The organism is Winogradskyella sp. A3E31, assembly GCF_046720935.1.
Classification (GTDB): Bacteria; Bacteroidota; Bacteroidia; order Flavobacteriales; family Flavobacteriaceae; genus Winogradskyella.
In genome coordinates this window covers 93176-111432 of sequence record NZ_JBHNWH010000012.1, presented here as the reverse complement: position 1 = coordinate 111432, position 18257 = coordinate 93176, and the positions used below count along the sequence as shown (strand labels likewise).

Annotated in this window: 8 protein-coding genes and 1 pseudogene; all 9 read right to left on the bottom strand. The window is 34.8% G+C overall.

All coding sequences use genetic code 11. The annotated features are described in order from the left end of the window. A pseudogene (locus ACFEMA_RS14375) lies at positions 1-4913 on the bottom strand (hypothetical protein); the annotation flags it as partial. Positions 4914-5275: 362 nt separating this feature from the next. Continuing rightward, positions 5276-6010 carry a DUF4412 domain-containing protein gene (locus ACFEMA_RS14370; protein ID WP_411768903.1) on the bottom strand — a complete coding sequence of 245 codons (735 nt, stop codon included), beginning with the start codon at positions 6008-6010 and terminating at the stop codon, positions 5276-5278. A 12-nt stretch (positions 6011-6022) separates the two neighbouring features. Next, positions 6023-6922 carry a hypothetical protein gene (locus ACFEMA_RS14365; RefSeq protein WP_411768902.1) on the bottom strand — a complete coding sequence of 300 codons (900 nt, stop codon included), beginning with the start codon at positions 6920-6922 and terminating at the stop codon, positions 6023-6025. A gap of 358 nt (positions 6923-7280) precedes the next feature. Next, complete coding sequence (locus ACFEMA_RS14360; RefSeq protein WP_411768901.1) at positions 7281-11132, bottom strand: two-component regulator propeller domain-containing protein; 3852 nt, start codon at positions 11130-11132, stop codon at positions 7281-7283. A gap of 199 nt (positions 11133-11331) precedes the next feature. Beyond that, entirely contained in the window at positions 11332-11565 is a 234-nt protein-coding gene (locus ACFEMA_RS14355; RefSeq protein ID WP_411768900.1) for a DUF6095 family protein, read from the bottom strand. Further along, entirely contained in the window at positions 11555-12376 is an 822-nt protein-coding gene (gene murQ, locus ACFEMA_RS14350; protein ID WP_411768899.1) for an N-acetylmuramic acid 6-phosphate etherase, read from the bottom strand. The genes ACFEMA_RS14355 and murQ overlap by 11 nt, the downstream gene beginning before the upstream one ends. 49 nt (positions 12377-12425) lie before the next feature. Next, positions 12426-13241, bottom strand: coding sequence for a DUF4249 domain-containing protein (locus ACFEMA_RS14345; RefSeq protein WP_411768898.1), 816 nt, complete (start codon positions 13239-13241; stop codon positions 12426-12428). 2 nt (positions 13242-13243) lie between these two features. Continuing rightward, the gene (locus ACFEMA_RS14340) at positions 13244-15616 is read right to left on the bottom strand and encodes a TonB-dependent receptor (protein ID WP_411768897.1); all 2373 of its coding nucleotides are present in this window, start codon (positions 15614-15616) and stop codon (positions 13244-13246) included. A gap of 54 nt (positions 15617-15670) precedes the next feature. Continuing rightward, positions 15671-17890: an NADP-dependent isocitrate dehydrogenase gene (locus ACFEMA_RS14335; RefSeq protein WP_411768896.1), complete on the bottom strand. Its 2220-nt coding sequence runs from the start codon at positions 17888-17890 to the stop codon at positions 15671-15673. Positions 17891-18257 lie beyond the last annotated feature (367 nt).

Genomic DNA, 18257 nt, shown 5'->3' with positions numbered 1-18257 from the left:
GATTGTGTTACCGTTGGCGTTGCATTACAATTGTCCGAAGCTGTTGTAAGATTAGTATAATCAGGAATGGTGAACTCACAATTAGCATCCGGGTTGACATCAAAGTCAGCTACAGTAGTAAGACTTGGTTTTGTATTATCTGCAACCGTGACTGTAGCTGTACAGCTATCACTATTTCCAAACAAATCCGTTACAATTAGATCCACTGAATTGTTTCCAATATTGGAACAATCAAAATTCGTTTTGCTTAAGGTTATGGTGTCGATTTCACAATTATCCGAGGAATTGTCATCAACTTGGTTTGCTGTTATAGATACTTCACCAAACTCATCCAGAAAAACTGTAATATCTTTGCATGAAGCCACAGGATTAACAGTATCTCCAATCACTCCAGAAAGTGCCGTTAAATTATAGGCAGGGTCATTTGTTAGACCACTGTATTCAAAAATGTTTACAACATAATTGGTAAATGGTGTTAGGTTTACAATATTAATATCGCCTGAAGCACCATTGTAAACTACAAACCCATTACCCAAAGAATCACCTGAACCATAATTTAGTTGTCCAACATATTGTGTACCTTGAACAGGTAATGTATTTAATGGATCTTCACTCACCACTACAATTCTTGCTATCCCATCCCCATTGGTCCAACTTATAGTGTTACTTGCATTACACGGATCGGCATTGTTATAATTAGTTGCTTGGTTGGGTGGAGATGCTGTTGCCTGAGATGCTGGTAAAGCGGGTTTTAAATAAAACTTGCCTGAACTTGTAATGGCATATTCATAGAAAGCAAAATGATAATCTGTGCCAACATTTAAGCTACTCATTGTAAAATTTTCACCAATGCCATCATATACAACTATATTGCCATCACCAATCACGTCACCAACATTATAGCTTGTTAAATCAGTTGGATCTGAATTTACAACACCTCCGGCTTTTGCCAATACAATTCGGTGTAGTCTATCTCCTTTAGTGAAGCTTACATTAAATGATGTTCCTCCTATATTACTGAATGACGCATTTGTTACTTGTTGCGTAGGTGGTGTTTCACTATACGTTTCTGTGCTAAATGTATAGGCTGGTTTTAAAAATAATTTGGTGTTAAATGCCCCATTGAATTCATAAACGGCAAAATGGTAAATTGTATGAGGTTGTAAGTTAGTTACTGAAACGAAATCATTTAGACCTTTTTGGACCACTATATTACCTCCACCTAAATCTTCTCCTAATGTAATATCAGAGTTGGCATTATATTCATTAAAATCTATAGGGTCAATGTTTACCTCTTCATTAGCCCTTACCACGACCAATCTTCCTTGTCCGTTACCATTAGTCCAGCTACAATCAATGGAATATGGTGTTCGAGTATTGATAAAATGCTGACTGGCTTGTATAGTGGGGTATGTTAATGTGGACTGATTACCATCTAAATAAGGACTTGTTAAATACAATGTATTTGTATCTGTGCCATTGTATTCAAACACTCTAAAATAATAAGTACTTGAATGGTTCAATCCGGTTACTCTAAAACTTCCTCCTGTTCCATCATAGACTACCATATGTCCGTTTCCTAAATCAAAACCATCACTAAAATCGTTAGTACCATCATCGTATTGTAATCCGTCTTGAGGAACAATACTGGGATCTATTGGGCTTCCTTCTCGTGCAATTACTACACGTCTTTGACCATCACCTGGGGTAAAACTAATATCTTGAAGAAATGTTGTTCCTGCCTCTCCAGGTGTGAAACCGCTAGAAGCTACTGTAGGAGTTGATCCTCCTAATGTGGTTACACTTTCGATCGTGCTTCCAGGACGTAAATAGACTTTACCATCATCGCCATTATATTCAAAAAGCTGAAAGTAATAGGTTGTACCAGGTAGTAATCCTGTTATAGGATTAATGGAGAAGGCATCATCTCCATCATATATAACGAAATTGCCTGATCCGTTAATTTCACTAGAAAAATGACCAAAGGTTGGAGTTGAAGAATAATCTTCTAAATCTTCAGGAATGTTTGAAGGCAAATCTACAGGACTTCCTTCTTTTGCAACTAAAATTCGACCGTTACCATCACCCACGTCCCAGCTTACCTCGACACTATTAGCCGTAATATTAGAAAATATAATATTACTTCCTTGTGTTGTTGGAGCATCTAAAGTTGCTTGGCTTATTGCGGCTACTGGATCACCATCATCATCATTTGTGGTGAGATAGGACGTGTTGCTTCCAGTTCCATTGTATTCGTATACCTTAAGATGATAGGTTGTGTTTTTTTCTAAACCAAGTAGGGTAAATCCACTTGTCGATGGAGATGCGACTTCGTTTTTATGGACTACATAGTTAAAATCATCAAGCTTGTTTTCATTATTATTTGACGATGGGCCAATTTCTCCAAATACAGGATAAGCCTCATATTCATCCCCGTCGGAAGGAATAATTGGGGTATGTCCATCTAAAGTTGCTACCACAATTCTACGGCTGCCATTTCCTTTGGTAAAGCTTACGCTAAATCGATCACCGTCTATATTATTTGTACTTATGTTAGAAGCATTATTGGTTGGAGGACCTAAAGTAGTTTGGCTAGTAAAAACTGCTGGACGCAGATATATTTTGTCACTTGATGGTGAGCTGGGATTGCCATTAAACTCGAATAATGCAAAATAATAGGTTGTGCCAGGGTTTAAATCCCTAATCAATGCAGAGGAAGCTGTACCTTGATAGACACCATAGGTATTGGGATCTAGTCTATACAATGAGCTTGCTGCATATCTCGAATTGGTATAATAAAATTCTAAATCTTCTGGTTCCCATGTAATTGGGTCTACAGTACTCGCTGCTATAAAGGTTCCATTACCATCTCCACCAGTCCAATTAATAGTCATTTGATTACCTTGGATATTAGAAAAAGTTATTGTATTTGGTTGTGTGGATGGGTAACTTAAAGCCAAAGCAGTTCCTTTTGAGCTATCATCAGCGGAGGTATAATAGTAGCTGTCGGTAGCATTTTCATTAAAGTCGAAAATCCTAAAATAATAGGTAGCTCCTGGTTCTACATTTCTTAAATTTCCGGTACTGAAATTACCATTATATATTACATAATGTCCACTTCCAAGATCTGTCCCATCACCAAAGTTTTCATCTGCGATATAATTGGAACTATGTAGTGTTGGTATAATGGCATCATCTATGGGAGTGTCTTTTCTCACAATAACAAGACGTTTGGCACCATTACCTTGAGAAGAAAAGTTATAAAAAATTCTACTAGCATAGGAGGTGCTTGTAAAGTTTGTTGAAGCAATTGTAGGAAAAGAAGTCGTTGTAACACTTGTTTCTACACCAGGCACTCCTCCTTGAGATGGTTGTGAAGTTAGAAACAGTTTTGAGTTAAAAGCAAGTCCGTTATATTCAAACATTTTAAAATAGTAGGTACTATTGGCTTCCAGATTTGTTATAGTTTTAGGGGATAAATTTGTAGTGTTTGAAACCACATAATTTCCATCGCCTAAATCGGTACCATTTCCAAAAGTAGTACTAGTGGAATAACTTGTAAAATCAACAGGTTCAACATTTACAGGAGCATCTTTTCTCCCTATTATAATCCTACCTTGACCATCTCCAGCCGTGATATTTAGGGTTAGTCTGTCACCTTCAATATTGGTAGTGGTTAGAAAACTACCTTGAGCGGTTGGTGTTGTTAATGTTGTTGCATTACCAGCTAAAGGTGTTGTATTATATAAGGTTTCAGTTCCACTACCATTATATTCAAAAATCTTAATATAATAGGTTGTATTAGAGTTAAGTCCTCTTATTACTGAATTATCAAAATTAGTATCATTGATTACATAGTTGCTATTACCTGAGCTATCACCACCATCACCTAAATCATCACCATCACCAAATGTTAAATTATGGGAATAGTCTAAACCGTTTTGAGGCAATACATTAACAGGACTGCCTTGTCTGGCTATAACAACACGTCGTTGTCCTGAACCTCTTTCAAATTCATACCTAAATTCGTCAGTATCAATATCCGAAACTATCAATGAAGTTGCTGGGCTGGAAGGTGCTACGTATGTACTTTGTGAGCCTGTATCGCCGGCAATGCCTCCTTGTGACGGTTGGGATGTGAGATATATTTTATTGCTACCTGAACCATTATATTCAAATATTGCAAAATGGTAGGTATGGTTAAACGCTAAGTTAGTAATATCAACACTATTACCGGAAGAGCCGTTGTAAATGACGTAATTACCGGTAGATCCTATTTGACTTGAAAAATGTCGAAAATGGGTATGAGCGGTGTAATCTATTCCATCTGTTGGTTCAATATCTACTGGAGCATCTTCCTTGGCAATAATAATACGACCCGAACCATCTCCGTTTGTAAAATTAATTGTCATGGTTGTTGCATCTGCTACAAACGAAGAAAAGCTGGCTTGACCTGTTGGTGTAGTAAGTGCATCTGTTGTTGCCTCACCATGGAGTACAGGGTCGTTTAAGTATTCTCCAAGTCCAAAAGAATTGTTTCCTTCAAATATTGTAAAATAGTATGTTGTATCTGATGAAAAGCCTGTAAGTGTTATACTAGATGTTAAAGGTCCAGAATAAACGATAAAACCCGCACCTTGACTAAATCCACTAGTACCATAATCAACAACTCCGTCAGATGTAAATGTGGAGAATGGAAAATCTACAGGGTCTGTATAACCACCTTCATTTGCTACAATAAGTCTTGAATTTCCATCACCAGGCGTAAAACTTATTGTAATGGTTGATTCTGTCGTATCCTCAACAACAAATTCTGTTGAAGGGTTACTTGGCGTTTGAGCTATTAGCCAAACAGGAATAAGTAATAATATAATTAGAATTTGGTTCTTAGGGAAAAATAAAATCTTTGTCATGGGTTGGTTTTTTATGTTTTCAACAGCAAATAAATTGATCGTTGGTGCTATGTGTATTTTATCTATTTTCTAGGGATATTCAGCATTTCTTAGTCGCATCAGCAAATCATTTTAAGGATTTTTTATTCTCTTATTAGGATTATAAAAAATTATGTCACCTAGCAGGTTATTATGTTTTGAAAAATTAGGACGCAAATAGCAATATCATCTCTACATCTAGCAATATCTGCAGCTACTTTTACTGTTGTTTAATGTGAGCTAGGCGTAGAGAAATTGAGGCTAGTGATTAAAAGTGAGAGTAATAAAAGTTGAATATTTTTCATAATGATAATTGTTTAGATTAGTAGAGTTATATTCAATTATTAAAATCCCATACTCATAAATTGATAATCTGCTTTTTTTAATTCGGTCTTTTTTTCTTCGAGACTTAAAGCTGTCATCGTAAAATTTTGCTTGCTTTTCTTTTTGTATATAGCCGTTATTTCCATAAGTAGAGCATCTTCCTCAAGTACTTTTAATAAAGCTGGATCAAAACCTTTAGGACTGTTTTTATTATTAGCGAATGCAAAAAAGGCACTAAAATTTACGGGAGCATCTAGTGTGAAATATACGTCGGTCTTATAATCTGCGTTTTCTATTTGCATGCCATAACATGTATACCCTAATATGGTTTTGGTACCAATTTCTTTAAAACTGAATTTAGGTTCATTTTTACTCGCTTCTCCTCCTTTCAGTTTTGTTATTTGTGCCATGTTTTGCCCATTCATTACCATGAACATAATCATAATTTGTTCCTTTGCATCCATAACAATACGCATGGTTCCTTGACCTTTTAATTCCTTTGAAGATACGTGCATCCCAAAGTAATCTTTGCTATTTGAATTGATAAGATAATTCATTTGCATAGGGTCATTTTTCTCTGTTATTATTTCAGTTTTATACTCCCAATCAAATTCATAAGCCTTAGGTAATTTTGAATCGTCGATTTTACCTTTTCCCATTAAGCCTTGCATTATTTTTTTAGTAGGGTCTTGTGCGTTTAGAGGTATAAATAAACAGAGGCATAATGTGATAAGAATTATAGTTTTTGTTTTCATGCTGATTTAGTTTTAATTTTTTTGCTTTTTCTTTTTATTATGTTTCCATGGTTCTAGCCCTTTTTCTAAAGGAATTAGTTTCCCCAAAGGCCCAGGCATCAATGATTTTTCCACTGCATCTGGTAGTTTTACATTCACGTCTTCGTAAGTGTAAACAAATTTTCCAGTCGGATGATCTTCTTCTTTAATCTTTGGGTTTGTGGTGTTTATATACAATTCTGCTAATTTTCCTTTCGCATTAAAAAGTATATAGCTTCCAGGATATTCAGGATCGTTATACGTGTATTTAATACAGCTTGCAGAATTGTTACATTTGGTTTTGGAGAGGGTGTAATAAGGGTCATTTTCAAAATGGCTTGGTTTGTAAATAAATGCCAATTCTAATATTAAAAAACTTATTGTAATTCCCTTTTCTTCTAAGACTGTAAATGCTTCCAAATAGGGTTTGGGTGGGAGTTTGTAATATTGAGGAATCATACCTGCCATCATAAAGCCCATCATACCTGAAGAAGCTAATGTTCTTTTTTCGTATTGTTCTATTTCATCATTATAACCATAGATATAGTTCTGGCGGTCTTGATACAATGGTTTTTCCCGATTTCCAGGGATCTCGGTGCGCATGGCAATGCTTTCGGCATCAAAATATTGGGTATGTACAACGGCATCGGTTTCATGGTATAGTTGCATAATCACATCAGTTGTAAAAAAGTCTTTAGCAGAATTGATTACTAACTCTTCTTTACCACTTGAGGCATTTCTGTTTTTTTCATTGTCTGTACTATCAAAGGATACTTCTCTGGTTTTTAGACCTTTTTCTTTGGCGCGCTCTTTAAGCTTATCAAGAAGTTGGGCTTGGACATTAAATCCTAAAAAAAAGAGCGAAAATGAAAGAAGGACTATTTTAAGTTTCATAATTATTGGCTTTAAAAAAAAGGGAATAACTACTTATAATTTCGTTACTCCCAATTTTACAATTAATAGCATCTTTTATTTTTTTAGTTTGAATGACTTTACAACTTTGTCATGCAACATGATGTTGAATATATAATTACCATTTCTTAAGTGATCAATGCTTAAATAAATGTCTTTATGCTTATCCTTTTCTTTAGGTTCATTTAACATAATGCCAATTTTACTAAGCCTGTTTTGGTAAATATGAATTGGGGAAGTTTCTTGATGTTATAAAAGTATATTACAATAAAGAATACGGATATTACGTATGTAACAAAGTGTTGCACTTATGTAACATTAGTAAAAAAAAGCTTAAAATTTATTTTAGAATAAACTCTGTAGGAGTACAGTTATAGGCTTTTTTAAAGCTTTTTATAAAATAAGATGGAGTATTGAAGCCGACCTGATAAGCTACCTCGGATACTGTACTTTTATCTTCTTTAAGCAGTTTCTTGGCTATCTTTAGTCGTTCCGTTCTAATAAATTCTGAGGTAGTTAAGCCTGTTAGGGTTTTTAATTTTCGATGTAATTGCATTCTGCTCATGGACATGCTTTTACTAAAGTACTTTGCATTAAATTTTGGGTCTACAATATGCTCATTAAGAGTTTTTTTAAGGCGTTCTAAAAACCTTTGTTCGGTTGTATTGTTAAGATCGGGATCTATTTCAAAAGTTTTGCTGTATTTGTCTTGTAGCTTACGCCGGGATTCAATAAGTTTTTTAACCTTTAGCTTGAGTTTTTTGTTACTAAATGGTTTTACAATGTAGTCATCTGCACCAGTCTCTAAGCCAACAAGTTCATTTTCTTCACCGCTTTTTGCAGTTAGTAAGATTATGGGAATATGGCTAGTTCGTTCATCTTGTTTAAGATGAGTACATAACTGGAGGCCATTCAATTTTGGCATCATGATGTCACTTATAACTATATCTGGTATAGTACTTAAGGCTTTTTCAATGCCTTGTTCGCCATTATTAGCGGTTTTTATAATATACTGGTCTGAGAAAATTGATTTTACATATTTTAAAATGTCTTTGTCATCCTCAACGATAAGTAATATAGGCTTATTGGCTGTTTTGTTATTGTCGTTAACAGTCTTAGGAATCTTGTTGTTTGATGCTATTGTGCTAATTTTATTTTTTGTGTTTTCATTAATTACCTCATCACTGCTGTAGAAAGAACGCTCAATTGGGAGTGTGACTGTAAATTGAATTTTTTTATCATTAAGGGCATGCACAACAACATTGCCATGTGATAGAATGCACAATTCTTTTACTAAGTTTAAACCTATACCAACACCATCTATATTATTGTTTTTTTGATAGTAACGCTGAAATAGTTTTCCTACTTCTAGCTCATTTATGTTCTCACAAGTATTAGCGATAACAATAATTATTTGACCGTTGTGTTCTTTGGTGTTAAAATTAATTTCACCTTCTTGTGGCGTGTATTTAACAGCATTAGACAATAAATTACCTACTACTTTTTCTATAATATCTTTATCAAAAAAAGCATTATCAATAGGTGTTAGTCTATAATGATACTTAATTCTTTTTTCTGAAGCTTGATATTGAAAAGCAGTAGCTAATTGTTTTAGTAAAGCATTTAAGTTGCCCGAGCTTGCCTTTAAATTGTAATTTCCGGATTCAAGTTTAGATAGGTCAAGTAGTTGATCTACCAAGTTTAATAGTCTTAGGGAATTATGATGAACTAAATCGAGTTCCTTTTTATCACTTTTAGATAGTTTTGGATTATTCAATTGGTTTTCAATTGGACCTTTTATTAAGGTAAGGGGAGTTCTAAACTCATGAGAAAGGTTAGTGTACAGCTTTGTCTTTAATCTATTGAGCTTTTTTAGGCGCTCTGTTTCTGAATGCTCTAACTGTAACTGCATTTTAATATGCCACCTCCATTTTAAATAGTAATAAATAGAATATATTAACGCTGCAAATAAAAAAGTATAAACTATATAGGCAGTAGTACTGGCATACCATGGTTTGCTGATAGTAAACTTAAAGGTTGCAGGCTGCTCATTCCAAACTCCATCATAATTACTAGAAATGACTTTAAAGGTATAATCATCTGCAGGTAAGTTGGTGTAATGGGCTACATTATTAAACCCTGAATTTATCCAACCTTCATCATGATTGGTAAGCTGATATTTATAGGCGCTACGCTCTGGTTGGGAAAAATGAAGGCTAGAAAATGAAAAAGTTACCGTATTTTCATCATACTTTAATTTTACATTATCAGTCATTGCTTTCTCTTTAGAAAACACTTCAAAGCTCGAGATGATTGTTTTTGGTTTAGTAGTGTTAAATGTAAGAGCTCGTGGATTAAACCAATTGATACCTTCTAAACCGCCAAAATAAAGTGTTCCGTTTTTATCCTTATGATATGCACCCGTATTAAATTCAATGCCTTGTAAACCATCATACACATTAAAACTTTCAAATGAAGCTGGAGTCTCTTTAGGATTAAATGAGGATAATCCATTGTTGGTACTTAGCCATAAGTCACCATCACTTGCTTCTAAAATCCCATATATTACATTATTTGGTAAACCGCTATTTGTGGTGAATATATTCTCAACAGATGTTTTTAATGTATTGTACTTTATTAATCCGTTGCCATTTGTACCTACCCACAAATTATTATCAATGAGAGATAAGGATTTTACTTTATAGTCAAGGTTATGGATTTTATTAATTGTATTAGTTTTTAAATTTAATTGATACACGCCGGTATCATCAGTTCCAATCCATAGGTTGTCACCTTCCTTAATTGCTACTCTAATGTTATTTGATTGTAATTGGGAATTGTCTTTAGTATAGCGTTGTTCAATTCCTTTTTCTTTATCAAATAGCACTAGACCGTTCTGTTCCGTACTTAGCCATTTTTTATTTTTTGTTTCATCTAGAATATTCCAAATAGTATAATTTGAAATTTCGGGATAAGTTCGGTAACTACCATTTGTATTAACGGTATTTAGGCCAAACCCTTGATGTCCTATCCATAGGTTGTTATCGTTGTAATTAAGACTAATAATTCTATTACTGTTTAGGTTTGAATTGCTAATAGTTAATGTTTCACTTTGACCCGAGATGGTGTTAAAAACAGTTAGCCCCTTACCCGATGTACCTATATATATATTGTTGTTATCGTCAGTTGTAATACTTCTAGCCACATCGACATTTACGTCATTAGGGACCTGATTATTTGTTAGAATATTGAACTTAACAAGGTGTTCATCGTAATAACTTGCACCAGTACCATCCGACCCTAACCATATAACACCGGTATTATCCTCATATAAACACAACATGTCATTGTAATGTATGGCAAAAGGGTCATTTTTATTGGCTTTAAAATTACGAACATCATTAGCCTTGAAATCAATTAAATAAACACCATTACCATAGGTGGCAATCCAAAGTCTTTCTTTATTATCGATAAGAAGATCTTGAATATTTAATGTCTCTGGGATAAGAGCGTTTGTAAATCTTTCAAAATAATCCTTTTCTGGTGATTTAAAAAAAAGGCCATCTCCATAGCTACCTAGCCAAATGGTTCCGTCTTTAGATTTTTCGAAAGAACTATAGTTTGATTTTTTTTCAGTAATAATGGTATATTCTTCGTAGCTGTTTAAACTATTTATTTTATAGACTTTTTCTGAAGACGCTATAAATATTGAATTTTCTATTTCTAAAAAATCATTTACCGTTTTATTTGCCAAAATAGAGTCGTAAACTTTAGTCGTATCTTTTGATTTATTGTCAATTTTTAATAAACCCTTTTCATAAATTCCTATAAATGTATTATGCTGTGAATCTTGAAAAATAGAATGTACTCCCTCTATAGATTCTATAAGATCAAATGCTTTTGTTTCGGCATTGAAGAGTTCTAATTTCCCCGAATGTGTTATAATCCATATTCGATTCTGTTTGTCGATATAGATTTTCCCAAGCTTGCTGTAGTTGGATCTTGTTATGTCTTCAAATTGCTTATCGTAGTATTTAAAATTACGACCGTCGAATTTATTAAGCCCGTTTTGAGTCGCCAACCATAAATAACCAACACTATCTTGAGCAATACTTATAACACTGTTTTGAGAAAGACCATCATTGTTAGTTAATGTTCTAAATGAAAACTGCTTTTGAGTATTAGTAGTCAATGTGTCTTGAGCATTTAAAAAAGACAAGCCTAGAAAAAAAAGAGAAAAGGTTGAAAAGAAAAATTTTATTGGCTCAAAAAGCATAAAAACATAGAATTAATAGCTAATTCCTAATTTAATACTTTTTTTAAGAAGTTAAACTGTTGTGTATAAATAATTTAAACAATAATCCTGACCTTTTGAATAATTTTACAACTAATTATTTTTTCCTAAACATACTATCCAAAATAGTATTGATGCCTTTAAAGAGAAAGTAAACTGCTAGTACGCATAAAATAATAGCCACAATAAGAATAGGTATGTAAAGTGGTTTCTCTTGATTAGAAAAGGCCACATGTAACAAAAAAGGCCCTGCAAACATTAGCAACAAACATATTGCCATACGTCTAATGCCCTTGGTCAGTACTTCTTTATCGGTTCTTTTAGTTTCCATTTTGCTTATAATTTTCTATAGCTAGCCTTACGCTTCCATGTTTATGTAACAATTCGGAGGCTTGTTTCGGTGAAATGTTTAATGTATCAACAATCATTTTTGTCCCTCGACCGACGAGTTTATCATTACTCAGTTGCATGTCCACCATTTTGTTGCCTTCAACTTTTCCTAATTGAATCATGCAAGCCGTGGAAATCATATTCAACACTAATTTTTGTGCAGTACCAGCTTTCATTCTTGAACTTCCTGTTACAAATTCTGGACCAACAACCACTTCAATAGGAAATTGAGCTTCTCTGGATAATGGACTGTTTGTGTTACAGGTGATACACCCCGTTATAATATTATTGTCATTGCAATTTTTTAGAGCATGAATAACATAGGGAGTAGTCCCAGAAGCTGCAATACCTACGACAACATCTTTTTCGGAAATATGATAGTCTTTAAGGTCTTCCCAGCCTTGTGTTGTAGAATCTTCGGCGAATTCAACGGCTTTTCTAATGGCAGAGTCTCCGCCTGCAATTAAACCAATGACCAGATCATGTGAAACCCCAAACGTTGGAGGACATTCTGAAGCATCCAAAATTCCCAACCTTCCACTTGTTCCAGCACCGATATAAAATAAACGTCCACCATTTTTTAGTTTTTCGACTGTTACTGTGGTTAAAGCTTCAATTTGTGGGAGACTTTTTTCAACAGCGAGCGGTACCGATTTATCCTCAGTATTTATGTTTTTTAGAATATCCTTAACTGACATTTGCTCCAATCCATCATAATTAGAGTCTGATTCCGTCGTCTTAATAAAGTCCATTTTCAAATTTAATTAAATTGAAATAGATTCTTTGTGTTTTGAATAAATACTATTCTACAGTGTAGATGACTTCATCAACTTCGGATACTCTAAAATATCCAAAAGGGAAATTGTCTGGGTTAGTGGTGTTGATGCAATTACCTCTAACAGTTGCAGGTTGTGTTTCAAAAGGGCCGCCGCTTTCCTCGCTACCTTGCTGTAATAAAATGAACATGAATTCGTAAAATCGCTCGGAAACGCCATAGTTTCTAATAGTAACTTCATCTCCGCTTTCCAGATCTTCTTCGGTATAGAACCCAAAAATTTGATTGCCGTTTGTAAAGCGGTCTTCGTACACTTCTAAAGTCGGTATAACAGGAATGTCACTAATAAATTCAAAGAAATAATAATTCTCCTCACCTACCGGATCCGTATAAAACGCTTTAAGTTCTATATCCTCACCCGAAAACCCACCATCATCTTTTTGTTCAATAAAATCTATTGGTACAACCGATTTAAGGGTTTCTGAGGCAACGTAAATTTCGTTATTATAATTAATTGTTAGGGTATAGGTCATATCAATTTCAGGAATAAATGTAGTGTTCCTGTAAATCCCAGAAACTCCTTCTTCAAAAAAATTATATTCATTGCCATTAGTGTCTGAGACTACAACTGTAGCACCATTAGCTGGCGGAATGTCATTATCAAAGAACGGAGCAGTCAATGACAATTTAATACTCTGTTCATTGCCTGTTGTGCCTTTAAACCAATTTATTGAGGCATCAATAACAAGTCTTGGTTCAGAGGTATTTAAATCCACATCAATAGGATCTTCACAATTGGTGACCAGCAAAGAAATAATGATTAGAACTATAGCTTTCTTCATGATTAAAACTTAAAATTATAGGCAACAGATGGAATTATCCCGAAAAGAGCCAAACGTGTTGCTTCATTAATACCAGACATTCTATTCTCTCTAAAAGTGATATTCACAGCATTCTTTCTGTTGTATATATTATACACACTAAACACCCATTCGCCTTTAAGTCGTTTGTTACTTTCTGGTTTTGGGGTATAGTTTAAGGAAAGGTCTAATCGATGATAGGTGGGTAATCTGCTCGAGTTTCGAGCCTCGTAAACGGGAACGGTGATACCATTATATTGGTACTGTGCATTAGGGAATGTTGATGGTTGCCCGGTCTGTAATAAAAAGTTGGAATTTATCGTCCATTTTTTATTGAGGTTGTAACTGCCTGTTAGACTAATATCGTGTGTTTTATCATAAGGTGTATTGTACCATTGTCCGTTGTTTATTCCTGTTTCGTTAGGTGTCCGGCCTGGTGTTCGTTGTTCGGATTTTGATAACGTGTAAGCTAACCACCCTTTGAATCTTCCTTCGTTTTTACGAAGTAATACTTCCAATCCGTAAGCTCTGGCTTCACCATTTAAGATCACTTGCTCAATAGCATTGTTGGCGATAAGGTTTGCGCCATCTACATAATCTATTCGGTTATCAATATCCTTGTAGAATGTTTCTACTTCTAGAGCATAGGCTTCATCTTTAAAGGTTTTAAAATAACCTAGGGCGACCTGATCCAATTTTTGAGGTTTAATAAACTTCCCGCTTGGTGCCCAGACGTCCAATGGAGTAGGAGCGTTTGTGTTAGACAATAGGTGTAGATACTGATTAATTCTGTTATAACTTGCCTTAATGGAAGAGGTGTTGTTCAATTGATATGCGAGAGACAATCGCGGTTCTAGATTTACAAACGAAGCAATAACATCACTTCGGCTAAACGACTCGGTGGCTATTGGTTCTGCTTTCTTATAAACTTGTAAGTCCTCGTTGAAAATAATAGGATTGTTATTTTCATATAAATTCAACTCATCTTGTCCAAGACGATGAAACGTACTTAAGCGTGCTCCATAGGACACAGAAAGCTTATCATTTATTTTGTGTTCTGCGTCTAAGTACAAACCATTTTCAAAAGCGTACTTATCGATAAGTTTAAATGGATTGATGCCAGAATCTTCAGTTGTTGGTTTTATATCTCCTGGATTGAATTTATAGTAAATACTGTTTAAACCATACTCTAGTTTAAAGTTTGAAGAGATATAATGTTTTAAATCATATTTTAGGTTGAAGTTTCTAATGCCGGAAGTCCAATCGAACTCAACAAAATTCAGTTTTAGATCGTAGTCGTAATCTGAAAATATTAAGGATAGATTTGAAAACAATTTATCAGAAAACAAATGATTCCATCGGAAGTTAAAAACAGCGTTTCCATAGGTGTTTTCAAAACTATCAGCAATTTCGAAGACATCTCGCCCAAAATAACCCGATAAATAAATATTGTTGTTCTCGTTCAGTTTGTAGCTTAATTTGGTGTTGAGATCGTAGAAGTAGGCTTTGTTATCCAAATCGAACAATGGGAAAAAGAGATGGGCATAACTGCTACGGCCGCCTAAAAGAAAAGACCCTTTCCCTTTTTTTAGAGGTCCTTCGAGCAGCAAACGACTCGACACCAAACCTATGCCACCATTCATACTAAAATTATTCTTATTTCCTTCTTTTTGATAAATATCTAAAACTGAAGACACCCGTCCACCGTATTTCGCCGGTATGCCACCCTTATAGAGTTTTATGTCTTTTATGGCATCAGGATTAAATACTGAAAACAACCCGAATAAATGAGATGAATTAAAGATAGTGGCCTCATCCAATAAAATTAAATTTTGATCGGCAGCACCACCACGCACATTAAAACCAGAAGAACCTTCACCTGCATTAGTGACTCCAGGTAGAAGGGTAATGGATTTGATAATATCCACTTCACCGAGAACCACAGGCATTTGTTTAATAGTTTTTATGCTCAATGAGTTGACACTCATTTGTGGTTTTTTGATATTTAGTTTTTCAACATCTTCCGAAATGACCACTTCGTCTAAAGCTTCTGCAGTTTCTGTTAACTGAATGTCTAGTTTTTGGTCACTATTTAGAGTAAGTGTTTCAAGCTTAGTTTTATAACCCAAATAACTAATTTGAAGGTTGTAAGTACCTTCAGGTAATGTGATGGAGTAGAAGCCATATTCATTACTGACAGTACCCGTCTGTAGTTGTGGAATGATGATGTTAACACCAATTAAAGTTTCTGTACTAGTGGCATCAGAAATTATTCCGCTAATGGTGTACTTCGATTGAGCGAATATGCTATAACAGATCAATAGCAATAGGAAAAGAATAGGGGTTTCTTTTTTCATTAGCAGCTTAAAATTAAAAAAGCTTCAAGAGATTGAAGCTTTTTTAACGTAAGTTTAATTGAGTATTGTGTTTAGAGTTTCGCTCGGCCTCATTGCATTTGAGGCTAAAGTCTCATTAGGATAATAATAGCCATCGATATCCATTTCTACTCCTTGAATATCGGTAAGTTCTTTTATAATATCTGGTTCATGAGCCTGTAGTTTTTTAAATACTGTGGCAAATTCATGTTTTAGGTCAGAATTGTCATCTTGATTAGCTAAGGCTTCTGCCCAATACAATGCTAAATAAAAGTGACTACCTCGGTTGTCTAATTCATTGACTTTACGAGACGGCCCTTTGTTATTTGCTAATAGTTTTTCGGTAGCTTGATCCAAAGCTTCACCAAGAACATGGGCTTTTTCATTACCATTTACTTCTGCAAAGTGATCTAGAGAAACTGCTAATGCTAAAAACTCCCCCAGAGAATCCCAACGCAAATGATTTTCTTCCAAAAACTGTTGTACGTGCTTAGGTGCCGATCCGCCTGCGCCTGTTTCAAAAAGTCCTCCTCCATTCATAAGAGGGACAATTGACAACATTTTAGCACTTGTTCCTAATTCGAGAATTGGAAATAAATCGGTTAAATAATCTCTCAATACATTTCCAGATACAGAAATGGTGTCTTTTCCTGCTTTAATACGTTCTAAAGTAAAATGAGTGGCTTCAACAGGTGATAAAATTCTGATATCTAAACCAGAGGTGTCATGATCTTTAAGGTAGGTATTCACCTTTTTTATTAACTCTGCATCATGTGCTCTATTGTCATCCAACCAAAAAACAGCGGGAGTTTGTGAAGCTCTTGCTCTTGTAACGGCTAATTTTACCCAATCCTGGATAGGACCATCTTTTACTTGGCACATTCTCCAGATATCACCTTCTTCAACGTTATGAACTATTAATGTGTTCCCAAAGGCATCAACCACTTCGACTTTTCCGTTAGAAGTTATTTCAAATGTTTTGTCATGAGAGCCGTATTCTTCTGCTTTTTGAGCCATAAGACCAACATTAGGAACAGTTCCCATAGTTGTAGGGTCAAAGGCTCCGTGCTTTTTGCAAAAGTCAATAGTTGCAATATAAACTCCCGCATAACTACTATCTGGAATAATGGCTTTGGTATCTTGTTGTTTGCCTTCTGCATTCCACATTTGGCCTGATGTACGAATCATAGCGGGCATTGAGGCATCTATAATGACATCACTTGGAACATGTAAGTTGGTAATGCCTTTATCAGAATTTACCATAGCTAAATCAGGGCCATTTTCTATGGCAGTATCAATATCCTTAGCTATTTCATTACGTTTGTCATCCGGTAGTTCTTCTAATTTCTCCAGTAAATTTCCAAAACCATTATTGACATCAACACCTATAGTTTCAAAAGTATCCTGATGCTTATCGAATACAGATTTAAAGTACGTACGTACCGCATGACCAAAAATAATTGGGTCCGATACCTTCATCATAGTTGCCTTCATGTGTAAGGATAACAAAACGTCTTGCTCTTTTGCGTTTGTAATCTCCCTGTTTAAAAACTCCAATAATTTAGTTTTGCTCATTACAGAGGCATCGATGATTTCATCTTTAAGTAAGGCAATATTTTCCTTTAAGACAGTTTTTTGCCCATTCGTATCAGTGTGAATGATGTTTACCGAAGTGGCTTCTGGTAAGGTTAAAGACTTTTCATTGTGAGCAAAATCACCTTCAGACATGGTGGCAACATGCGTTTTTGAATCCGAAGACCAAGCACCCATAGAATGTGGATTCTTCTTGGCATAGTTTTTTACTGCTTTTGGAGCACGGCGGTCAGAGTTTCCTTCCCGAAGTACAGGGTTTACAGCACTTCCTTTAATTTTATCGTAACGTGTTTTAATTTGTTTTTCCTTATCAGTTTGTGGTTCTGAAGGGTAATCAGGTAAATTAAAACCTTTTGCTTGTAGTTCTTCGATAACATCTTCTAACTGCGGAATAGAAGCACTTATATTTGGTAATTTAATGATGTTAGCCTCTGGTCTTTTTGCTAATTCACCTAATTCTGCTAAAGCATCAGACACTTTTTGTTCTTCCGTCAAAAAATCTGGAAAAGCTGCCAAAACCCTCCCTGCTAATGAAATATCCTTGGTTTCAATTTGAATTCCCGAGGACTTTGTAAATGCTTTAACAATTGGTAAAAAGGATCGTGTTGCTAATGCAGGAGCTTCATCCGTTTTAGTATAGAAAATAGTCGAAGATTTTGCCATGTGTTGATTTAAGATTATAAAATGATAAGTGCCTTTTTATTAGGCTGGGCAAATATACAAAAAAGGGGCGGTTTCAAAATCTGAAAAACCTACTGTTTTACTATAATCCTATTGGTTTATGGGAAATTTGAGATTTGAAAAGATGCGAGTAGGTTTGTATGAGATCCTGAATCGAATTCAGGATGACAAAATCTTTAGATTTTGTAAAAACAAAAAGCCATATCACTCAGTTACCTGAATTTGACATGGCTTTTTTTGAAACAGTTCTACTCATCTTATTCAGATTGCTCTAAATCGCATTTGGGATTAACCAAACCCTTTTCGGATAAAGCGACTTCTGCCTCAACGAAATGCTTGTACCTTTCAA

What these genes read in the sequence shown, in the direction of transcription:
- ACFEMA_RS14370 (WP_411768903.1), bottom strand. Translation starts at nt 6,010, where the DNA reads ATGAAAACAAAAACTATAATTCTTATCACATTATGCCTCTGTTTATTT.
- ACFEMA_RS14340 (WP_411768897.1), bottom strand. Translation starts at nt 15,616, where the DNA reads ATGAAAAAAGAAACCCCTATTCTTTTCCTATTGCTATTGATCTGTTAT.
- ACFEMA_RS14345 (WP_411768898.1), bottom strand. Translation starts at nt 13,241, where the DNA reads ATGAAGAAAGCTATAGTTCTAATCATTATTTCTTTGCTGGTCACCAAT.
- ACFEMA_RS14365 (WP_411768902.1), bottom strand. Translation starts at nt 6,922, where the DNA reads ATGAAACTTAAAATAGTCCTTCTTTCATTTTCGCTCTTTTTTTTAGGA.
- ACFEMA_RS14355 (WP_411768900.1), bottom strand. Translation starts at nt 11,565, where the DNA reads ATGGAAACTAAAAGAACCGATAAAGAAGTACTGACCAAGGGCATTAGA.
- ACFEMA_RS14335 (WP_411768896.1), bottom strand. Translation starts at nt 17,890, where the DNA reads ATGGCAAAATCTTCGACTATTTTCTATACTAAAACGGATGAAGCTCCT.
- murQ (WP_411768899.1), bottom strand. Translation starts at nt 12,376, where the DNA reads ATGGACTTTATTAAGACGACGGAATCAGACTCTAATTATGATGGATTG.